Below are 19,281 nucleotides of genomic sequence, written 5' to 3'. Positions count from 1 at the left end.
AGGAACCTTCGACTCACTTCGCTGCGTGGCCCCTTTTCGTCGACCACGCCTGACGCACAGGACCGAGGTGGGCGCGCTCGCCGTCGTGGTCGAAGATCGACAAGATCTCGACCGCACCGTCGCGGGCCCGGATCGCGTGCGGGATCATGGTTGCGAATTCGGCCGCCTGACCTGCAGGAACCAATATCACGCGGTCGCCGAGCCAGAGCTCGACGGTCCCCGAGAGCACCGTGAACCACTCGCGCCCGGGATGCACCCCGAGGTTCTTGGGGTCGACGGGCGCTCCCGGGACGATCCTCATCTTGGCGACCGATACCCCGCCCGGCGTGTCCGACCCCGAGAGCGGCCACACGGTCACGCCCTCACTGTCGTGCGGCTGCGGCCGGATCACCACGTCCTCGTCGGACGCCGGCTCGACGAGCTGGTCGACGGACGTACCGAGTGCGCGCGCGATGGCAACGATCTGGTCGAGGGCGACGCGTCGACCACCGGTCTCGATCCTGCTCAACGTGGACGGACTCATTTCGCAACGCGAGGCCAGCGAGTCGAGCGTCCAGCCCTTCGCGAGTCGGAGGCCGCGGATGCGCTGCCGGACGACGTCGTCGAGTTCTTGCTCCATACGCAAGATTGTATGCCTCAAACGCACGAGCTGGCTAACCTCGGAGCCATGGGACACGATTCACACCCGCACGGGCACGGCCACGGCCACCAGCACGAGCACCAGGGCGAGGACATGGTCGAGATGCTCGAACTCGACGCCGCCGTCATGGGCTCATACCTCGACACAGCAACCGACCGCATCCGCGCGACGCTAGGGCGCGAGCCGTCGGTGATCGTCGACGTCGGGGCAGGCACGGGCGTCGGAGTTCGCGCCCTCGCACGCGCATTTCCGACCGCAGAGATCATCGGCGTCGACGCTTCTCCCGAGATGACCGCCCACATCGACGCGGCGTGCCACCCGCGGGTGCGTACCGCGATCGCCGACCTCGACAACGGCTGGCCGGCAGCAATTCCCGACGCCGACGTCATCTGGGCGTCGTCGTCTCTGCATCACATCGCCGATCCCGACGCCTTCCTCCGCACCGCGGCCGCGCATCTGAAGCCTGGCGGCGTACTCGCCATCATCGAGATGACCTCTCCCCCACTGTTTCTGCCCAGCGGCAACCCGCTCGAAGAACGTATCGCCGCGGCGATGAGCACACAGGAGATGAACCCATTCGCGGACTGGACGCAGGCGTTTTCACAGGCCGATCTCGACGTCGTCGAGTGCGTCGACCTGTCTGTGGAGATCTCCGAGATCACGCCGACGGTGCTTCGCTACGGCACGTCGTGGCTGTCGCGGATACGAACAGGCCTCGCCGACGACCTGACCGCCGACGACCTCGCCGCCATCGATGCACTCGTGGACGACGAGTCGCCGTCGTCGCTCGCTCGGCGCACCGACCTGAACGTACGCAGCGGCCGCAGGATGTGGATCACCAAGCCGCACAGCACAACTGACACAACTCTCTGAGAACGGAGACACCTTCATGCCACAGACATCCACTGGTACGTATGACGCGCTCGTGATCGGCGGTGGCGCAGCAGGTTTGGCTGCCGCCGTCGCGCTGGCCCGGTCCTTACGCTCGGTCGCGGTCATCGACGCGGGCAAGCCCCGCAACGCGCCCGCCGAGGAAGCACACAACCTCCTCGGCCGCGAGGGAATCTCGCCGTTGCAGCTCGTCGCCATCGGTCGCAAAGAAGCGCAATGCTATGGCGCACAGATCATCTCGGGAGAGGTACAGTCGGTCACGCGCACAGAACTCGACCGCGCAGAGCCCTACAGAGACACCACCTTCGACGCAGCTCTGACCGATGGAACGACGCTGCGTGCCCGCCGATTGCTGCTGGCATCCGGACTCGTCGACGAACTACCCGACATCGCGGGCATCGAATCACTATGGGGCACGGACGTGTTGCACTGCCCCTTCTGCCACGGGTACGAGGTTCGTGGAAGGCGTATCGGAATCCTCGGTACGGGACCGGCCACGCTGCATCAGACACTGTTGTTCAGGCAGCTGAGTCCGCACATCACGGTGATCGATCACGGCATGCCGCCGCTGTCCGACGACGACCGCGCGATGTTCGACGCACTCGGCGTCGAGTACGCCGCAGGGCCGGTGGCCCGACTGGACACGGATACATCGGGACGTCTTCGCGCCGCGGTCTTTGCCGACGGCAGCGAAGTGGAACTCGACGCGCTTGTCGTCGCACCGCGTTTCCTCGCGAGAACCGCACTGTACGAGTCGTTGGGCGGCGAACCGACCGCGACGCCGACGGGTGTGTTCATTCCGACGGAGATGGGCGGTCGGACCCCACTCGCGGGCGTGTGGGCCGCGGGGAACTGCGCAGATCCGATGGCCATGGTCGGCGCAGCGGCCGCAGCGGGCACGCAGGCCGGCGCGATGATCAACGCCGACCTCGCCATGACCGATGCACGTAGGACGGTCGGCAGCGCAGCCGCGTAGTCGTCGATCGTGTGGGAGTCGTTCCCCGATTCGGCGCCGCACGCGCTCGGCTGACCGGAGAATGTGTGTCGTATCGAAGGATGTGGGCGCTGCAGCACACAACTCCTTCGATACGGCACACATTTACGTGCCGCGGCTTTACGTGCTGCGGCCGGCCGCAGGCTCCAGAACGGCTACTCGGGGAAGCCGTCGAGCACCGCGCGGCTGCCGGACAGTCCGAGCCTGCTGGCCCCGGCCTCGATGAGTTCTGCCGCGAAGTCGGCGGTGCGGATGCCCCCGCTGGCCTTGACCCCGACCGTCGGCCCGACGGTGTCGCGCATGATGCGCACCGCTTCGATCGACGCGCCGCCCGCCGGATGGAAACCCGTCGACGTCTTGACGAACCCGGCGCCTGCCGCCACTGCGCGACGGCACACCTCGGCGAGGGTCTCGGGGCCCGCCACGTCAAGGAGTACGGCCGACTCGACGATCACCTTGAGCACCGCCGCCTCACCGATCGCCTCGTGCACGGTCAGCACGTCGACGAACACCTCTTCGAAGCTGCCCGCTAGCGCCGCCCCGACGTCGACGACCATGTCGACCTCGTCGGCGCCGGAGTCGACGGCCAGCCGCGCCTCCGCAGCCTTGACCAGCGAGTGGTGCTTACCCGACGGAAAGCCTGCGACGACGCAGGACTTCTGAGCTCCCGTCGCGATCGGCAGCATCGACGGCGAGAGGCAGACAGCGTAGACGCCGAGGTCGGCGGCTTCGGCGACCGTCGCTTCGGCATCGGCGCGGGTGGCTTCTGGTTTGAGGAGTGTGTGGTCGACGATCGCGGCGACGTCGGCGCGCCTCAGGTCGGTGTTGGTCACATAGGCGAGCTTGGCACACTGAGTGGTGTGAGCCTCGCAGACACCTCCAGTGCAGACACCTCCAGCCGAAGGTATGTGCTGACCCTCGGATGTCCGGACCGGACCGGTATCGTCGCGCGGATCTCGACGTTCCTCACCGACGTCGGCGGCTGGATCACCGAGGCCGCCTACCACTCCGACCCCGACACCGGCTGGTTCTTCACCCGCCAAGCCGTCCGCGCCGACTCCGTCTCGACCGGCGTCGACGAATTGCGCGAGCGCTTTGCCGAAGCCATCGCCGACTTCGGACCGGACACCGTGTGGCGACTCACCGACAGCGGAGTGCAGAAGTCGGTGGTGCTGCTCGTCAGCAAGGAGGGGCACTGCCTCACCGATCTGCTCGGTCGCGCCGACCGCGGCGAACTACCCGCCCGCGTCGAGGCCGTCGTCGGCAATCATCGTGACCTCGAGGGCCTCACGACGCGGTTCGGCGTGCCGTTCCATTACGTGCCGTTCCCCGCGGGCGACAAGCAGGGAGCCTTCGCGAAGGTGGCGTCGATCGTCGACGACCTCGACCCCGATGCCGTCGTCCTGGCTCGTTTCATGCAGATCGTGCCGCCGCAGCTGTGCGATCGGTGGGCAGGCAAGGCCATCAACATCCACCACAGCTTCCTCCCGAGCTTCGTCGGAGCGCGCCCCTACCATCAGGCGTTCGCGCGCGGTGTGAAACTCATCGGCGCGACGTGCCACTACGTCACCGCCGACCTCGACGCCGGGCCGATCATCGAGCAGGACGTCAGCCGCATCGACCACAACGACTCCGTGAACGACATGGTGCGTCAGGGCCGAGACATCGAAACGCTCGTTCTGTCACGCGGACTGCGCTGGCACCTCGAGGATCGCGTCTTGGTTCACGGGCGAAAGACCGTGGTGTTCAACTAGATTCGCGCACAGTCGGCTGTATAGAGCGCACAGTCGGCGGGATAGAGAGCCCAGTCGGCGGTCAGAAGTCGAACCCGCCGAAGTCGCCGCCACCGAAATCTCCGCCGCCGAAGTCGCCACCGGAATCGCCGCTGCCCCAGTCGCCGCCACCGTCGCCCGAGTCGCCGCCCCAATCGCCGGAGTCGCCGCCACCGTCGATGCCTGCCATGTCGGAGCCGTCGCCTGCGCCGTTCTCGAATGCGGCGGCGTCGTAGGGCACTCCGTGCATACCCGAGAACAGCGTCGAGAAGAGCAGCATGGAGCCGACGCCCCAGGCACCTGCCACCAGAGCAGGCTTCCACCACGGTTCGGAGTACCACCCGGCGGGCACGGGTCGTCCGGCGACGCGGCCGCCCGGGTAGTAGTTCGGGGTCCGCGACGACGGGGCGGGAGAGGCCTCGACCTGACGTCCGTCGAATTCGACGGTGCGGTCTTCGGTCACCGCGCCCGCGCTGCGCTGGCCGTCGAGCTCAGGAATCGCTGGTCCCGGGTCCATGTTCATCGCGGTGCGCGCGGCGCGGATGTAGTAGAGCCCCTCGATCGCGGTCTGCTTAGCAAGGCGGGCCTGCGCGGGTGAGTTGGCCTGATCGATCTGCGAGCCTGCCGCCGTGTAGCGCTCACCGGCGTCGGCGAGCGCCTGCTTCGACGCAGGTGAGTCGCCGACCAGCATGTACACCTGGCCGCCGAGACGTTCGATGACCTGTCGGGCGTCGGCCTTGGCGTCGTCGAGGCTGCGGGCTTTGCTCGCGCCTGAACGCTGCTGCGACACCACCACCACCCCAACAACGAGGACGACGACAATGATGATCAAGAGCAGCGCGGTCATGTTCTCCTCCAACACGGGGGCGAGTGGACGTCGTGGCAGAAAATCGGACATCCCCCTTCGAGGGTACCGATGCCGCGCGAGTCCGGCCTGCGACAACGTCGTCGACCGGTCCGGTTGGCTAGGGATTGGTCCCGGAGCGGTCGCGGAAGATCACATGACGTTGCAGCCGCCCGAGTTCTCGTTGCCGCCCGTGGCGGAACTGGTGAGTGTGAGGTTGTCGCCGTCGACAGCGAAGTCGACGCCGTCGTTGGTCACCTTGAGGTTCTTGACGTTCACCTGATCGAAGAACGGGCCGAACATCGACTTGGACACACCGTCGACGATCTGCTGGGCGTAGTCGGAGGGGATGCCGAAGACGAAGGCGTTGGCTTTGACGACCTCGAACTTGATGTGACCGTTCTCTGTCGTGGGTTTGATCGTCGCGCTCACCGGGATCGGGATGAATCCCAGGTTGAACGACGTACTGACGTCGACGGTTCCGTCTGCCTCGTTGCCGGTGATCGACTCGATGTTCGCGCCCGCGACGATCCCACCGGCACCACTCTGATCGGTTCCGGTGCCGTTCGTGCCGGTGCCGCCTGTGCCCGTGCCGGTGCCGTTCCCGCCGGTCTCCTGCTTACCGAGTTCGACGACGCGAGAGAACGGGACGTATCCGTTGCCGTCGAGCGAGCCGACGGTGGTCTTGTCGCCATCGGCGTCGATCCGGTCCGCGCGGATGTGCAACCTGGTCGCGCCCGAGTCGTTCGCGGTGTCGACCTGCACCCAGGGGATCTCACTTCCCGTGGCCTGCAGCAGCATCGGCTTCTTGCTGAGCGAGACGCTCGTCGGCACCCCGGTGAGGCTGCTGAACTGCTGTTCGAGACAGTCGGTCACCCGCTTACGCAGGATCAGCTCCGACGCCACCGCGCCGATCACGAGCACCAGGACGAGCGCAGCCGCAGTGATGCCGATGATCTTGGCGGTGCGACGCCGACGCACAGGTGACGTAAGGACCGGCTCGCCTGCGGGGTCGGCCGGATCGATGACAGTCGTCGCCGTCCCCTGCTCGAATGACCGGGTACCACCGTCGGTCGCCGAGTACGCCCGCGGTCCGGGCTCGGTCGGCGCCGCGGCGAACTGCTCGGTCGGGGCGTGATAGGCCGGAGCGTGATCGGTTGGCGCGTCATCAGATGACGCGTGATGAGCTGACGGTTGATCAGTTGATGAGGCCCCACCGGTCGTCGACGACGAAGTCGAGTCGGCCACCGGCGCCCATTCGCTGTCGGGGGTTGCCGATGGGTCGGCGTCGCCTGGCCGCGCCTGGGGTTCCTTGTCGTTGTCGGTCATGGTCAGAGCACCTCCGGTCCGTGGTCGTCGATCTGTGGCGCACAAGCTCGGTGGTGATTGCTTGGGCCGAGATCGGTCAGATGGATTTCCGGTTGGCGAGGACGGCGATGCGCGTCCGTGCCGTCTCCACCGCCGCTAGGTCGATGTCGTGAGCCCGGACACATTTTCCGGACCCGTACGCGGCGACCACCGTACCCAAGGGATCTGTGATTTGGCTGTGGCCTACACCGGTTGGTGTACTGCCCCGCGCAAGGTCCGGATCCTCGGGTTCTGCCTGCCCGACCGCGACCACGTAGCACGAAGAATCGAGTGCCCTCGCCGTCGCGAGCACTTCCCACTGCGCGACCTTCCCCGGCCCCGCACCCCATGACGCGGGCACCGCGATGACTTGCGCGCCGCGCTCGGCAAGGGTTGTGAACAGGTCGGGGAATCGGATGTCGTAGCAGGTGGCGACGCCGACCGTGGTGCCTGCGACGTCGACGATCACCGGTTTGTCGCCTGCGGCCACGGTCCGGGACTCGAGAAACCCGAATGCGTCGTAGAGGTGGATCTTGTCGTACGACTCCCGACGACCATCGGGATGCGCGATCAGCAACGTGTTGAACACCCGGCCGTCGTCGGCGGGGGTGAACATGCCCGCGATGATCGCGATCTGCCGGTCGACGGCGATCTGCGAGACCCGCGTGGCCCACGGCCCGTCGAGCGATTCGGCGATCGGGCCCAGCGGAACCCCGAACCGGCACATCGTCGCCTCCGGAAACACGACGAGGTCGGCTCCGTCGGCAGCGGCCCGCGCCGCGGCGTCGGCTACGACGACGAGATTGGCGCCCGGGTTATCGCTGGAGTTGATCTGTGCCATTGCGATGCGCATGTGGCAAGCGTAGTTGCCGGCCCCGACCGTCGAGACGGTCTCGGCTAGCTCGTCGGTGCAACGACGGACCACGGAACCGTCAGCACGTTGTCGACGCTGCGCCTGCGGACCGGCTCGACCGGAACACCCGACTCGGACAAGAGCCGTAGCGTCTCGCGCCACCGCGCACGCGGCCCGAACGCGGCGTGCGGAGCGGCGATATCCCAGCACCGGTCGGCGGCGACGAGCAGATCGTGCACGGGCTCGCCGGGCACGTTGCGGTGAATGAGCGCCTTGGGTAGTCGTTCGGCGACCTCCGACGGTCGGCTCGTGTACGCGGGAGCCCAGCTCAGGGTGAGGCTGCGGGGGCCGTCGGCGTCGAGCAAGACCCACGTGCAGCGTCGACCGAGTTCATCGCAGGTGCCCTCGACGATCACGCCGCTCGGCCCGAGCCGATCCATCAGCCGACGCCATGCGGGCCACACCTCGTCTTCGTCGTACTGCCTCAGCACGTTGAACGCTCGGACGACCTGCGGTCGCAGTCCCGCGAGTTCGAAACCGCCGAGACCGAAACGCACGCCGTCACGAGGTTCGACGACGCGCTCGGGATCGATCTCGAGCCCCACCATCTCCAGATCGGGCGCCACGGCTCGTAGCCGCTGCGCCATCTCGACGGTGGTGTCGGGTCGCGCTCCGTAACCGAGGTCGACGACGAGCGGTGCGCTCACCTCGTCGAGCGCGGCGAGCACCGACGGATCGGTCGCCATCCAACGGTCGACGCGGCGCAGACGGTTGATGTTCGTCGTGCCGCGGGTGATTCGGCCGGTCGGCTTGTCGGAGCCGCGCTGGGGCAACGCGCTAGAGGTTCTTCGTGATCCAGTCTGCGGCGTACTCGGCCTCGGCGCGGAACAGGTCGACGAGGTTGACCAACATCAGCTGCTCGAGCTTGCCGTTGACGAACGGGATGTACACCTTGACCTCGGTGGTCTTGCGGATCGCGCAGCCCGTCTCGGTGGGAAACAGTTCCTGCCAGCCGTTGAGGCTGCCGGGACCGGCGGGAATCGACGCGTTGTAGTCGCCCTTGGTGTTGTCGGGGTCGAACGGACCGAACGACTCCTCGCGGGTGATGACCATGTCCTTCATCAGCACTGTCTGCGCCAGTGCCGGGAGCTGATCACGTCCGATGGTCTGCTTGAGGACAACACTCATGCCGGTCTCGTCGGATCGGAAATCCTCGACCTCGCAGTGCGGCGAGATCATCTGGAACCCCGCCATCATGTCGTCCCAGTACTGCTTTGTGCTCTGCGCTTCGTAGAGCTTCTCCACGGGATGCGAGTAGCGCGCTGAGTAACTAAGCCGTCGTGCCATGGGTTTCAGGCTAACCGAGCACGGTACGGCCATCAAAAACTGGGACCGGCGCCGACCTGCCCGCACCGTACTGACTCGACGTCGAGCTCAGTGGTTGGACTGCTCCCAGGTGACGGTCTCGTCGTGCTCGGCGTCGAGCAACTTGGTCAGCTCGTCGATGACGGCCTTCTCGATCTTGCTGCCGACAAAGGGGATCGAGACGGTTGCGCTGCCGCTGTACTGCATCGACGCGGGATCGCCAGTCACCGACACCGTGGCCTCGACCGTCGCGGGTGCGCCGGTGACCGACGCGGTCATGGTTCCGCTGATGGTCTCGCCGTTGCGGGTGAACACGTTGCGGCGCGGGATCTCCAGATCGCCGGGGCGAACCTTGGTGATCATCGACGGCAGTTTGTCCTCGGGGATGCCCTGCTTCATCTCGACGGTCACGGTGTCGCCGTCGAGGGAGAACGACTCGAGCACGCCGTGACTCGAGTTGATGATCTGGAGCAGATCACGCCAGTACTGCTCGTTGGTGATGATCTCCCAGTACCGCGCGGTGGAGAACGTGTAGGTCACGGTGTGATTCAGCGTGCTCGCCATGACTGAGGAGACTACCCGAGCCGCCGTGCACCATCGGCCCCGACAGCGCCCGCTCGGTTACCGTTACACCGTGATCGACAACCCCTCCGCCCTGCAGTCCGCGCCGCTCGCCGATCTGACCACGTTGCGGGTCGGCGGCCCGGCGCACGCGATCGTGCACTGCCCGGATACTCGCAGCGTCGTCGAGGAGATCACCGCGCTCGACGCCGAGTCCGAACGGGTCCTCATCATCGGCGGCGGATCGAATCTGTTGATCTCCGACGACGGATTCGAGGGCACCGCCGTCGTGATCGAGAGCGGACACGTCGATTTCGGTACCGGACGCGAATCGGGCCGCGCGCACGTGACCGCCGACGCCGGGGTGGCGTGGGACGCTCTCGTCGAAGCAACGATCGACGCGGGATTCGGTGGGCTGGAATGCCTTTCGGGAATCCCGGGCGCTGCGGGCGCCACACCGGTACAGAACGTCGGCGCGTACGGGGTCGAGGTCGCCGACATCTTGCGAAGCGTGCAGGTGCTCGACAGGCGAGCTCGAACCCTGCGCTGGGTGTCGCCTGGCGAACTCGGACTGGGCTATCGGACGAGCAACCTGAAGTACCGCGACGATTTCGTCGTCGTCGCTGTCTCGTTCTGGCTCAACGACGATCGGCTCAGCGCACCGCTGCGCTACCGCGACCTCGCCGACCGACTCGACGTCGCGCGGGATTCACGAGTCGACGCCTCACTCGTCCGCGACACGGTCCTCGGACTGCGCCGCAGCAAGGGCATGGTGCTCGACGCCGACGATCACGACACCTGGAGTGCCGGTTCGTTTTTCACCAACCCGATCATCGGATCCGACGACGCGCCGGCCGTCATCGCGCGCATCCGCGACCGCGTCGGCGCAGACATCTCGATGCCCTCGTTCCCCGTCACCGATGGGGTCAAACTCTCGGCGGGCTGGCTGATCGAACGCGCGGGTTACGCCAAGGGCTACCCGGGACCGGCCTCCCCCGCGCGCCTGTCGACCAAACACACACTGGCAGTGACCAATCGGGGCGGCGCGACCGCCGACGAACTCCTCGACCTCGCGCGCGACGTACGCAACGGAGTGCGCGAGGCTTTCGGCGTCACGCTGCACCCCGAGCCGGTCCTGGTGAACTGCTCACTCTGACCAGGACGGCTCGATCAACACACCTCAGAGGTGAGCGGCCTGCACCTGCGTGCGCGACACCTCATCGACGACGTCGTCGAGCAGCTCGTTGACGCGCTGGGCCGCCTCGATCGTCGACATGTGACCGACGCCGTCGAAGATGACCTGGTCGCGCAGAGAACCGTTGCGGCGCAAGATGCCTGCCATCTCATCGGCGTGTCGGCGAGGGGTGAGTCGGTCGTCGGTGCCCACGATCACGGTCGTCGGAACACTCAGGGCCTCGAGTCCGGCCTCGACGTCGAGGCGGCCCATCGCCGCACCCCAGCGCCCACGCGCGCGAGGCGGACACGCCATGATCATCGTGTCGACGAACTCCACATGCGATGCGCGCGCCGCCGAGCCGAGCGTCACGTACTGGGAAACGCGAGAAGTGAACTGGCCGTGCGGCAATGGCGTCGACGCACTGGTGACGAGCCGACTGACCGCGGGCACGAACGGCCTGCTGTAACGCGGCAGCCCCTCGGGGATGAGCAGATGGTTCTGCACGACGCCGCGCGCCGCCGTTGACGCGAGCACCACCGCCGACACCGTCGTCGACACCTTCTCCGGGTGCTGCTTGGCCCACGACATGATGGTCATGCCACCCATGCTGTGGCCGATGAGGATCGCCTTGCGGCCGGGCGGGACAACCGCACCGAGCACGGCGTCGAGGTCGTGACCAAGGGTGTCGACGGTTGGCCTGCGGCGTCCGAGTTCGCTGAGCCCGTGCCCGCGCTGGTCGTACGCGACGACGGTCCGCTTACCCGCGAAGTGGTTGATCTGCGGATTCCAGTAGTGGGTGTTGCAGGTCCACCCGTGTACCGCGACGATCACGTCGCCGGTGTCGGCCGCACCCGGATCGGGCCCGTACAACTCGACGTTCAGCCTGGTTCCGTCGATGCTCGCCACGCTGCGCTGCACTCGAGGTGCCGTCGGGTCGGCCAGCAGGTCGTCGGGTCCATCGTCGAGGGCCGGAGCCGACGTCATCACGCCGCGCGCGATTCCAGCGAGGTTGGTGCCTGCACCGACGGCCACTCCGCCGAGTCCGAGCGCTGCGGCGCCGAGCGCCCAGTTCCGAGTCTTCATACGTCTCCACTCCACCCCGTGTGGTGCTCGCTACTCGCGAATGACATCTTCCGATGTAACACTACCCGTTGTCAGATTCGACGGCGATGCCTCATAGGTCGACGCCTCGGCCGGCTCCCCGTCAGCGTCTGCCTCGGGTCCGCCTGACGCGGCGTCGAAGTAGGTCGACGCCTCGCCGATGGCCTTGGAGATCTCGTCGTCGAGGGCTTTGCGGAACGTGGTCTCGACGATGTCGTGGGCCATCGGTCGGACCGTTTGGATGAGTTCGGCCATCTTGCTGACGTTGGCCTCACCGAGTTCTGGCAGCTTCTCGTCGAAGTACTTGTCGGTGATGATCGAGACGAAGCTGCGCGCCGCGTCTTCGAGGTCGTCTTGCACACGGACGAACCGATCGAGCAGGACATCGATGTCGATGCCGCTCTTGACCAGCACTTCGGCACCCTCGAGGACCTCGGGGTTCTTGATCGCGTAGTGGGCGCCGTCCTTGACCATCAGACCGAGTTTCTGGCCGAGCGCGATCGATTTGTCCGAGGCATTGAGCGTCTTGCGCAGTTCGGTGATCGTAATGGTCGCGGCGCGTTTGAAGTTTCGGAAGCGCCCGCCCTTGGGCTCGCCGCGCAGCACGTGTTCGACCTTCATCCCGTAGTGGGCGGCATGCAGGAGTTCGCTGATCGTCGCGAAGGTGTAACCACGCTCGAGCATGCGGGAGATCAGGTTGAGGCGGACCAGATGCTCTTCGGAGTACCAACCGGTGCGGCCGCGGATCGTCGGAGGCGGGAGCAGTCCGCGGTCCTGATACACGCGGATGTTGCGAACACTGACTCCCGACGCGTCCGCGAGCTCGTTGATCCGATACTCAGCCATGAATCAGAGTGTATTCGCCACCCATCGTGGCTCCCGCCACTCCCTGCAGGGGATCGACACGTAGCGATTCAGGCAGTCCGGGCCCCCAACGTCACTAGCGCCCGACCTTCCGAAACCAGGACTTCCCCTGAATCGAGTCGACGCGGGGCCGCACATCGACGATGTACACCAGGACGGCCACGACGCCGATCAGATAGAACAGCGACGGCGCCTGAAAGAACCAGATGAACACCGTTGCCGCGGCAAGGATCGCCACCCAGATGACCTTCTTCTGCCGATCGACGGCAGGGAAGGCGTCGGAGCGCTGGATCGACGCGTGGATCAGCGACACGATCGCCGCAACACCTGCGACGACGGTCAGCACCCACAGGATCAGGTTTTGGCCCGCAGCCATGAAGCTCACAAAGTTCACGAATCACACTCTAGTCGTGCTTGCCGACGGTCGGGTCTGCGTCGTTCTCGCGGTTCTCGCGCTGGAAGGACTCGTAGATCTCCAGCAGCATCTGCTTCTGCCGTTCACTGATCGACGTGTCGATCAGCAGCGCATCACGGACGGGGCTCGCGGGGCGTTCCTCGAGGATGCCCGCGCGCACGTAGAGCACCTCGGCGGACACACGCAGTCCCTTGGCGATTTGGGCCAGGACATCCGCAGAGGGTTTGCGCAGCCCGCGCTCGATCTGACTCAGATACGGATTCGACACTCCCGCACGGTCGGCAAGCTGACGCAGCGAGACCTCCGCTGCCACACGCTGTGAGCGGATGAACGAACCGATGTCCTGCGCCGCCGTCGCGACCACGTCCTGTGCCGCGTTGGCGACCGTCTCGACGGGGTTGCTCGAACCCTCATCCCCTGCCGCCTCGACAGCCTCGTCAACCGTCTGCTCGACGACCGCGCCCGCGTCGTCGGACCCGGTGTTCGCGTCGTCGTCCGATGGGATTGGTTTGCTCTGCACTGCTTCTCACTCCCGATACTCGCTGCCCCATGCCAGTATCGGGGTGCGTGCTAGCTCGTGCAAGCAGTCACGTCACCCGAAGATCAGAACCGACACCGTGTAGATCGCGAGTCCGGCCAGCGAACCGACCACGGTGCCGTTGATCCTGATGAACTGAAGATCGCGCCCCACCTGCAGTTCGATCTTCCGGCTGGTGTCGTCGGCATCCCAGCCCCGCACGGTCTCGGTGATCACGGAGATGATCTCGCGGGAGTAGTTCGTGGCGACGTGCTGAGCCACCCGAGCCACCCAGCCGTTCATCTTCTCCTGCAGCGGGCGGTCGTCACGGATGCGCGTTCCGAGTCGGATGACGGCGTCGGTCAGGGTGTTACGCAGCGTGCTGTTGGGGTCTTCGAGCATCTGCTCGATGACCGCCTTGCCGGTGTTCCATGCGGTCGACGCCGCGTCGGCGACCTCGGCACTACCGACGAGGTCGTGCTTGATGCCCTCGAAACGCTCGATCATCACGGGGTCGTGCTGGAGGTCGTGTGAGAACTGTTCGACGAACTGATGCATCGACCGTCGCATCTCGTGATCGGGATCGGTCTTGACCTTGTAGGTGAAGTCGACGAGTTCTCGGTAGATCTTGTCGCCGACGAGCGTCGAGACGAACTTCGGTTTCCACGACGGTCCGACGTCGCGGTCGACGACACGCTCGATGAGGTCCTGGCTTCCGACGGCCCAGTCGTAGGCTCGGTCGCAGAGCAACTGGAAGACCGGATCGAGCCGGTCCTCGTCGACGAGTTGTTCCAGAATTCGGCCGATCGGGGGCGCCCATTCCGGCTCTGCCGCCCATTTCAGCACGGCCTGGATGAACTGCTCTATGTCCTCGTCGCCGAGCATCTCCGAGGCCAGTTTGATCGCGCGTGCTGCCTCGTCGGAGATCCGCGGACGGTTCGCGGGATCGGCGAGCCACGTCGAGACTCTGCGCGGCATGTCGAGCTGTTCCGCACGTTCGACGACGACGGCGGGCGTCATGAAGTTCTCTTCGATGAACTCGCCGAGCTGGTCTCCGATCTCGTCCTTCTTCTTCCTGATCAGAGCCGTGTGCGGTACCGGAATGCCCAGCGGATGCTTGAACAGAGCGGTCACCGCGAACCAGTCGGCGAGTCCGCCGACCATGCCCGCTTCCGACGCCGCTCGCACGTAACCCACCCATGCCGCCACGTCGGCGCCGTCGCGATGCTCGAGGTAGCGCATGCAGAGGTAGACGATCGCGGCCACCACGAGGAAGCCGGTCGAGACCACTTTCATCTTGCGGAGGTCACGTCGGCGGCGCTGATCACCCGGTCCGTCGGCGGCACCGAATCCCGGCGACGACCCCTTCGCCCGCGCGGGCGTCTGCCCCGGTTGGCCGGATACGTCCGGAATCACTGTCGACACTCAATAAGTTCTACCCTCTCCCGGGGATTAGGCTGGCCGAGTGATACCCAACCGGCCAAGCCCTGCGGCCGCGGCACGTACTGCGCTTTCGGCTGCCGCACATGTGACACGCGGGGTCGAACAGGCCCTGTTGGGTGCGGTCACCGACGACGCGGTCAAGCCGGACGGTCGCAGACAGCGCTGGGAAAAGCACAAACAGGAACGTCGCAGCGAGTTGACCGACGGCACGATCGAGGCCGTGCGGGCACTCGGGGCCGACGCCGGCATGGACGAGATCGCCACGCACATCGGCGTCTCCAAGACCGTGCTCTACCGGTACTTCAGCGACAAGAACGACCTCGGCACAGCGGTCACGGTGCGCTTCTTCGAGACAACGCTCCTCCCTCGATTGGCGGAGGCTATCTCCGACGACGCCGACGAGTACACCCTGACCAGAACCGTCATCGGCGTCTACGTGCGAGCCGTCGCCGACGATCCCGGCCTCTACCGCTTCGCCCTGACGAACTCTCCGACGTCGTCTGTCGGGACCGTCGAATCGGAACGTCTGGTCGCGCAGTTGCTGACCGCGACCATCGTCGCCCGGATGGAGGAGCGCGCCGCGGACACGTCGGGCGCCATGGTCTGGTCGCACGTTCTGGTGGGCGGCATGCAGCGCGCCGTCGACTGGTGGATGACCGACCGCGAGCTTCCCGTCGACGATCTGATCGACTACCTGACGATGATGGTCTGGAGTTCGGTCACCGGGATCGCACGCGTCAACGGATCACGCGAAGCGTTCATCGCCGACCCTCCTGTGCTGACACAACCGACGAGACCTGAGGAGGTCAGCTTCGATGGCTAAGAAGGCTGGATGGACGACGCCCGCGACCGAGTCGCTGCGGGCATCGACGCTCGGGCCGATCGCCGACTTCGATCCCGAGTCGACCCCCGGCTTCGACGGCGACCGTGACCTCGGTGCGGAGTTGCTCACCGAGCGTGGGGAGGTGCTCGCCGACCTCCAGGAGTTGCTGTTCGCCAACGGCCGGTCGGGCGATCACCGATCGGTCCTGCTCGTGCTGCAGGGAATGGACACCGCGGGCAAGGGCGGAATCGTGCGACACGTCGGCGGCCTCGTCGACCCACAGGGCTTGTCCATCAAGGGTTTCGGCAAGCCGACGCCCGAAGAGCTCGAGCACGACTTCCTGTGGCGCATCCGCAAGGCCGTGCCGCCCGCGGGACGCATCGGCATCTTCGATCGCTCCCACTACGAGGACGTGCTGCCCGTGCGAGTGCACAACCTTGTGCCGCAATCGGAATGGGAAGGGCGCTACGCGACGATCAACGAGTTCGAGGACGACCTCGTCGCGACCGGAACGACCATCGTGAAGTGTGCGCTCGTCGTTTCCAAGGAGGAGCAGCGCACGCGTCTCGCAGAGCGCCTCGAACGGCCGGACAAATACTGGAAGTTCAATCCGGCCGACATCGATGAACGTCCGTTCTGGGACGACTACCTCGCGGCATACCAGGCGATCTTCGATCGCTGCGACTCCGACGCCGCACCCTGGTACGTGATTCCTGCGAACAAGAAGTGGTTCTCACGCCTCGCGATCTGCGAACTGCTGATCTCCGCACTGCAAGGACTCGACCTCGAATGGCCGAAGGCCGACTTCGACATCGAGGCCCAGAAGAAGCGGCTCGCCGAATCCGTCTGAGCGCGTTGGTTCTACGTCAGTTAGGTCGCGCGAGGTTCAGTCCCGCGTGGCCGATCCGGCGCCCGACTCGTCGCGGCGTCGAAGCACCGTGTGCGCCACGAGTCCGACGACGAGCGCCCAGAACGCTCCACCGATGCCCCAGAACGAGATTCCCGCGGCCGCGGTCACAAACGTGAGTGCGGCGGGAATCCGATACTCCTCCTGCGCCAGCGCACCGACGAGCGCCGAGGCGAAGGTGCCGAGTAGCGCCAGTCCCGCAACAGTTTCGAGCAGACCGTGCGGCGCGATCGCCGTGATCGTGACCAACACTCCCGACAGTGCGGCGAGGATCAGGTACGACACGCCCGCCGAGATCCCGGCGATCCAGCGTCGAGAACGATCCGGTCCGGCTTCGTCACCCGCGGCGAGCGCTGCCGACAACGCCGCCAGATTGATCGCGTGGCCACCGAACGGCGCGCCGATGACCGTTCCGGTACCCGTGACGAACATCGAAGCCCGCCACGGGGTCTGGTAGCCGAACGACTTCAACACCGCAACGCCCGGCACGTTCTGCGATGCCATCGTGACCACGTAGAGCGGGATCGCGATCCCGACGATCGCCGAGACGTCGAAATCCGGTGTGGTCCAGGTGATCTGCGGCCACCATTCGGTGTGCGCCGCGGAGTCGACACCGTGCACCGCGAGATAGATTCCGATCACGATGAGCGCGGTGATCAGAGCGAGCGGCAACGCCCAGCGCGACAACCAGCGAGTGGCACACAACCACACGACGAGAATCGGAATGGTCAGCAACGGTTGCACCGCAAGCGATTTGATCGGCGCCAGGCACAGCGTCAGCAGCACGCCCGCGAGCATCGCCTGCGCGATGGGCGTCGGAATTCTCGCTATGAGATCGCCTAGCGCCGGGATCAATCCCGTTGCGAGGACGAGAACTCCGACGACGAGAAATGCTCCGACTGCGGCCGGCCAGCCCGCGTGGTAGCTCGCGCCCATCGCCGCGAGGAGGGCTGCGCCCGGCGTCGACCATGCCAGAGTGATCGGCATCCGATAGCGCAGACACAGCACGATGATGCCGAGCGCGAACGTCACCGTCAGCGCCAACAGACCCGAGGCGGCTTGCGTCGACGACGCGCCGACAGCGCGGAGCCCGGAGACGACGACCACAAAGGACGAGGTGAAACCGACGAGCGCGGTGACGATGCCCGCGACGATCGGCTCGGTGTTCGACACCCGCTGCTGTGTGGTCACGACGCCAGCATAGCGGTATCGTTCTGTAAACAGAACACTCGGGAGCGGTACCCACCGCGACCGACGAATGAAGCGGAAGGCAGGCACGTGGTCGAGGGAGTTGCGAGCGACTCGGAGCGTGATGATCGACGACGGGACGTCGGTGAGCGGATCTCCGCGCTACGCACCGAACGCAACCTCAGCCTGTCCGCGCTTGCCCGCGCCGCCGGGATCGGCAAGGGCTCACTCTCCGAACTCGAAGCGGGACAACGCAACCCGACCCTCGACACGCTCTATGCCGTGGCAGGCCCGCTCGGCGTGCCACTGACGGCACTCCTCGGCGAGGCGTCGGGAACCGAAGGCGACGGCACGCACCTCACCGCACGGTTACTCCACGTCGAACATCACGACGACGGTTCGACGACGGAGGTCTTCTGGCTCCATGTCTCCTCCGGAGGGGTCCGACGCTCCCCCGCGCACGGCGCAGGCGTCGTCGAACATGTCCGGGTGGTGCGCGGAAACCTGGTCGCAGGACCCGTAGGCGACGAAAAGCCCGCGGGCGCAGGCGAATCACTGCAATGGATCAGCGACCGACCGCACACCTACAGCACCGACGACGACGTCCTCGCCGTACTCACCATCGACTCACCCGGCTAGCGGCCACCTGAATACTCGCGTCAACGCAGAACGTCCCGCGACTCGGACGCTGCACGATCGAATCATCGATCGTGAGGTCCGAGTACGCGGGACGCGAACTCTGCTAACCGAAACGGGTTAGCTGGTGCTCTTCTTGGCGGTGGTCGACTTCTTGGCGGTGGTCGACTTGGTCGCGGTGGTCGACTTTGCCGGAGCAGCCGTGGTGGTCCGCTTGGCGGCAATCTTCTTGGCGGGCGACGCATTTGCGGTGCGCGCCTTGCCCTCGACCGCGCCTGCGGCACCGTCGATCTTCGACGCTGCGGTCGCGCTACGGGCCTTGGCGGTCTTGCCGGCCTCGGTGACCGCTGCACTTGCCTCGTCGAGCTTCTCGTTCACCTCGAGGGCGGCCTCTTCGACCTTGCCGCTGAGATCGTCGACGGCGTCATCGAGGGCATCGCCGGCTTCGCCGACGCGGGTGCTGACCAGCGTTGCGAGCTTCGAAGCCTGCTCACCAACGGCGCGAGTCTGATGCGAGACCACACCGAGTGCGTCCTCGGTCAGGTCGACGGCGTCGTTGTAGGTCTTCTCCGCGCGGGTCAGACCCTCCTGCACGATCGGCTGCTGCCAGAGGCGGCCGACGGCCTCTTCGCCGCGCTCGGCGAGCGAGGTGTAGATGGTCGTGGCGAACTCGACGTAGCCGTCGGCAACCTTGCGCAGTTCCTCGGGGGACAGCTTGGTGCGCAGGTCGTCGATGGTCGACTCGATGGTGCCGGGGAGCTCCTCGGGCAGCGCGTTCAGGCGGCCGCGGGTCTCCTCGAAGCGGGTCTGAGCGGTCTCGCCCGCGGCCTCGGTGCGCTCCTTGATCTGCGTGACAGCGTCGCTCACCTGCTTGAGTGCAAGGTCTCCCGCGCCAACCACGGCATAGAACGGGCTGGGCAGATTGCGTTCGGTGGTGGTCATG

The 19,281-nt window shown here is 66.1% G+C and carries 22 protein-coding genes; 7 read left to right on the top strand and 15 right to left on the bottom strand.

What is annotated here, in order from left to right:
- Window positions 1-13: 13 nt before the first annotated feature.
- Complete coding sequence (locus ABW18_RS03580; RefSeq protein ID WP_049697653.1) at window positions 14-619, bottom strand: helix-turn-helix domain-containing protein; 606 nt, start codon at window positions 617-619, stop codon at window positions 14-16.
- 48 nt (window positions 620-667) lie between these two features.
- Between ABW18_RS03580 and ABW18_RS03575 the strand changes: the two genes are divergently transcribed.
- Both ABW18_RS03575 and ABW18_RS03570 read left to right on the top strand, forming a co-directional pair.
- The gene (locus ABW18_RS03575) at window positions 668-1,513 is read left to right on the top strand and encodes a class I SAM-dependent methyltransferase (protein WP_235434285.1); all 846 of its coding nucleotides are present in this window, start codon (window positions 668-670) and stop codon (window positions 1,511-1,513) included.
- Window positions 1,514-1,529: 16 nt separating this feature from the next.
- Window positions 1,530-2,507, top strand: coding sequence for an NAD(P)/FAD-dependent oxidoreductase (locus tag ABW18_RS03570; protein ID WP_049697651.1), 978 nt, complete (start codon window positions 1,530-1,532; stop codon window positions 2,505-2,507).
- A gap of 173 nt (window positions 2,508-2,680) precedes the next feature.
- Here the strand turns inward: ABW18_RS03570 and deoC are convergent, their stop codons facing one another.
- Window positions 2,681-3,358 (bottom strand): deoxyribose-phosphate aldolase, encoded by a 678-nt coding sequence (gene deoC, locus ABW18_RS03565; protein WP_049697650.1) that lies wholly within the window; start codon window positions 3,356-3,358, stop codon window positions 2,681-2,683.
- A 27-nt stretch (window positions 3,359-3,385) separates the two neighbouring features.
- On the opposite strand from deoC, the gene purU reads away from it, so the two are divergent.
- Window positions 3,386-4,279, top strand: a complete 894-nt coding sequence (gene purU / locus ABW18_RS03560) for a formyltetrahydrofolate deformylase (RefSeq protein ID WP_049697649.1) — start codon at window positions 3,386-3,388, stop codon at window positions 4,277-4,279.
- Between the two features lie 61 nt (window positions 4,280-4,340).
- On the opposite strand, the gene ABW18_RS03555 is transcribed toward purU, so the two are convergent.
- The 6 genes from ABW18_RS03555 to ABW18_RS03530 all read right to left on the bottom strand — a co-directional run bounded on the left by ABW18_RS03555 (window position 4,341) and on the right by ABW18_RS03530 (window position 9,270).
- The gene (locus ABW18_RS03555) at window positions 4,341-5,144 is read right to left on the bottom strand and encodes a hypothetical protein (protein ID WP_049698019.1); all 804 of its coding nucleotides are present in this window, start codon (window positions 5,142-5,144) and stop codon (window positions 4,341-4,343) included.
- 150 nt (window positions 5,145-5,294) lie between these two features.
- Window positions 5,295-6,470 (bottom strand): LmeA family phospholipid-binding protein, encoded by a 1,176-nt coding sequence (locus tag ABW18_RS03550; RefSeq protein ID WP_049697648.1) that lies wholly within the window; start codon window positions 6,468-6,470, stop codon window positions 5,295-5,297.
- 76 nt (window positions 6,471-6,546) lie between these two features.
- The gene (locus tag ABW18_RS03545; protein WP_049698018.1) at window positions 6,547-7,341 is read right to left on the bottom strand and encodes a carbon-nitrogen hydrolase family protein; all 795 of its coding nucleotides are present in this window, start codon (window positions 7,339-7,341) and stop codon (window positions 6,547-6,549) included.
- A 44-nt stretch (window positions 7,342-7,385) separates the two neighbouring features.
- Complete coding sequence (locus tag ABW18_RS03540; protein WP_235434297.1) at window positions 7,386-8,087, bottom strand: class I SAM-dependent methyltransferase; 702 nt, start codon at window positions 8,085-8,087, stop codon at window positions 7,386-7,388.
- 91 nt (window positions 8,088-8,178) lie between these two features.
- On the bottom strand, window positions 8,179-8,688 hold the full coding sequence (locus ABW18_RS03535) for a DUF2505 domain-containing protein (RefSeq protein WP_049697647.1): 510 nt from the start codon (window positions 8,686-8,688) through the stop codon (window positions 8,179-8,181).
- A gap of 87 nt (window positions 8,689-8,775) precedes the next feature.
- Window positions 8,776-9,270 (bottom strand): DUF2505 domain-containing protein, encoded by a 495-nt coding sequence (locus tag ABW18_RS03530; RefSeq protein ID WP_049697646.1) that lies wholly within the window; start codon window positions 9,268-9,270, stop codon window positions 8,776-8,778.
- A gap of 70 nt (window positions 9,271-9,340) precedes the next feature.
- Here ABW18_RS03530 and ABW18_RS03525 point away from each other — a divergent pair, with 70 nt between their 5' ends.
- Window positions 9,341-10,423, top strand: coding sequence for a UDP-N-acetylmuramate dehydrogenase (locus ABW18_RS03525; protein WP_197494482.1), 1,083 nt, complete (start codon window positions 9,341-9,343; stop codon window positions 10,421-10,423).
- A gap of 24 nt (window positions 10,424-10,447) precedes the next feature.
- Here the strand turns inward: ABW18_RS03525 and ABW18_RS03520 are convergent, their stop codons facing one another.
- The 5 genes from ABW18_RS03520 to ABW18_RS03500 form a co-directional block, all read right to left on the bottom strand.
- Complete coding sequence (locus ABW18_RS03520) at window positions 10,448-11,527, bottom strand: alpha/beta fold hydrolase (protein ID WP_049697645.1); 1,080 nt, start codon at window positions 11,525-11,527, stop codon at window positions 10,448-10,450.
- Between the two features lie 30 nt (window positions 11,528-11,557).
- A complete protein-coding gene (locus ABW18_RS03515; RefSeq protein WP_049697644.1) occupies window positions 11,558-12,391 on the bottom strand; it encodes a MerR family transcriptional regulator in 834 nt (277 codons plus the stop codon).
- A gap of 94 nt (window positions 12,392-12,485) precedes the next feature.
- Window positions 12,486-12,803, bottom strand: a complete 318-nt coding sequence (locus ABW18_RS03510) for a DUF2516 family protein (RefSeq protein ID WP_064868961.1) — start codon at window positions 12,801-12,803, stop codon at window positions 12,486-12,488.
- Window positions 12,804-12,813: 10 nt separating this feature from the next.
- Complete coding sequence (locus ABW18_RS03505; protein WP_049697643.1) at window positions 12,814-13,344, bottom strand: helix-turn-helix domain-containing protein; 531 nt, start codon at window positions 13,342-13,344, stop codon at window positions 12,814-12,816.
- Window positions 13,345-13,416: 72 nt separating this feature from the next.
- Window positions 13,417-14,757 carry a DUF445 domain-containing protein gene (locus ABW18_RS03500; protein WP_152930014.1) on the bottom strand — a complete coding sequence of 447 codons (1,341 nt, stop codon included), beginning with the start codon at window positions 14,755-14,757 and terminating at the stop codon, window positions 13,417-13,419.
- 52 nt (window positions 14,758-14,809) lie between these two features.
- Between ABW18_RS03500 and ABW18_RS03495 the strand changes: the two genes are divergently transcribed.
- Together ABW18_RS03495 and ABW18_RS03490 are read left to right on the top strand one after the other, a co-directional pair.
- Window positions 14,810-15,607: a TetR/AcrR family transcriptional regulator gene (locus ABW18_RS03495; RefSeq protein WP_231894135.1), complete on the top strand. Its 798-nt coding sequence runs from the start codon at window positions 14,810-14,812 to the stop codon at window positions 15,605-15,607.
- Window positions 15,600-16,457, top strand: a complete 858-nt coding sequence (locus ABW18_RS03490; RefSeq protein ID WP_049697640.1) for a polyphosphate kinase 2 family protein — start codon at window positions 15,600-15,602, stop codon at window positions 16,455-16,457. The genes ABW18_RS03495 and ABW18_RS03490 overlap by 8 nt, the downstream gene beginning before the upstream one ends.
- A 36-nt stretch (window positions 16,458-16,493) precedes the next feature.
- Here ABW18_RS03490 and ABW18_RS03485 read toward each other — a convergent pair whose 3' ends face one another.
- Window positions 16,494-17,705, bottom strand: coding sequence for a benzoate/H(+) symporter BenE family transporter (locus ABW18_RS03485; RefSeq protein ID WP_049697639.1), 1,212 nt, complete (start codon window positions 17,703-17,705; stop codon window positions 16,494-16,496).
- 87 nt (window positions 17,706-17,792) lie between these two features.
- Between ABW18_RS03485 and ABW18_RS03480 the strand changes: the two genes are divergently transcribed.
- Complete coding sequence (locus ABW18_RS03480; RefSeq protein WP_049697638.1) at window positions 17,793-18,341, top strand: helix-turn-helix domain-containing protein; 549 nt, start codon at window positions 17,793-17,795, stop codon at window positions 18,339-18,341.
- A 117-nt stretch (window positions 18,342-18,458) separates the two neighbouring features.
- On the opposite strand, the gene ABW18_RS03475 is transcribed toward ABW18_RS03480, so the two are convergent.
- Window positions 18,459-19,280, bottom strand: a complete 822-nt coding sequence (locus ABW18_RS03475) for a hypothetical protein (protein ID WP_049698014.1) — start codon at window positions 19,278-19,280, stop codon at window positions 18,459-18,461.
- Window position 19,281 lies beyond the last annotated feature (1 nt).

This window comes from Gordonia jacobaea, assembly GCF_001186365.1.
Taxonomy (GTDB): Bacteria; Actinomycetota; Actinomycetes; order Mycobacteriales; family Mycobacteriaceae; genus Gordonia; species Gordonia jacobaea.
The sequence above is the reverse complement of the archived record's forward strand: the minus strand, read 5'-3'. Positions and strand labels throughout refer to the sequence as shown.

Coding starts and splice junctions, on each gene's coding strand:
- ABW18_RS03530 (WP_049697646.1), bottom strand. CDS start 9,270: ATGGCGAGCACGCTGAATCACACCGTGACCTACACGTTCTCCACCGCG.
- ABW18_RS03570 (WP_049697651.1), top strand. CDS start 1,530: ATGCCACAGACATCCACTGGTACGTATGACGCGCTCGTGATCGGCGGT.
- ABW18_RS03490 (WP_049697640.1), top strand. CDS start 15,600: ATGGCTAAGAAGGCTGGATGGACGACGCCCGCGACCGAGTCGCTGCGG.
- ABW18_RS03520 (WP_049697645.1), bottom strand. CDS start 11,527: ATGAAGACTCGGAACTGGGCGCTCGGCGCCGCAGCGCTCGGACTCGGC.
- ABW18_RS03580 (WP_049697653.1), bottom strand. CDS start 619: ATGGAGCAAGAACTCGACGACGTCGTCCGGCAGCGCATCCGCGGCCTC.
- ABW18_RS03550 (WP_049697648.1), bottom strand. CDS start 6,470: ATGACCGACAACGACAAGGAACCCCAGGCGCGGCCAGGCGACGCCGAC.
- ABW18_RS03535 (WP_049697647.1), bottom strand. CDS start 8,688: ATGGCACGACGGCTTAGTTACTCAGCGCGCTACTCGCATCCCGTGGAG.
- ABW18_RS03545 (WP_049698018.1), bottom strand. CDS start 7,341: ATGCGCATCGCAATGGCACAGATCAACTCCAGCGATAACCCGGGCGCC.
- ABW18_RS03555 (WP_049698019.1), bottom strand. CDS start 5,144: ATGACCGCGCTGCTCTTGATCATCATTGTCGTCGTCCTCGTTGTTGGG.
- ABW18_RS03575 (WP_235434285.1), top strand. CDS start 668: ATGGGACACGATTCACACCCGCACGGGCACGGCCACGGCCACCAGCAC.
- ABW18_RS03475 (WP_049698014.1), bottom strand. CDS start 19,280: ATGACCACCACCGAACGCAATCTGCCCAGCCCGTTCTATGCCGTGGTT.
- ABW18_RS03540 (WP_235434297.1), bottom strand. CDS start 8,087: ATGGCGACCGATCCGTCGGTGCTCGCCGCGCTCGACGAGGTGAGCGCA.
- ABW18_RS03515 (WP_049697644.1), bottom strand. CDS start 12,391: ATGGCTGAGTATCGGATCAACGAGCTCGCGGACGCGTCGGGAGTCAGT.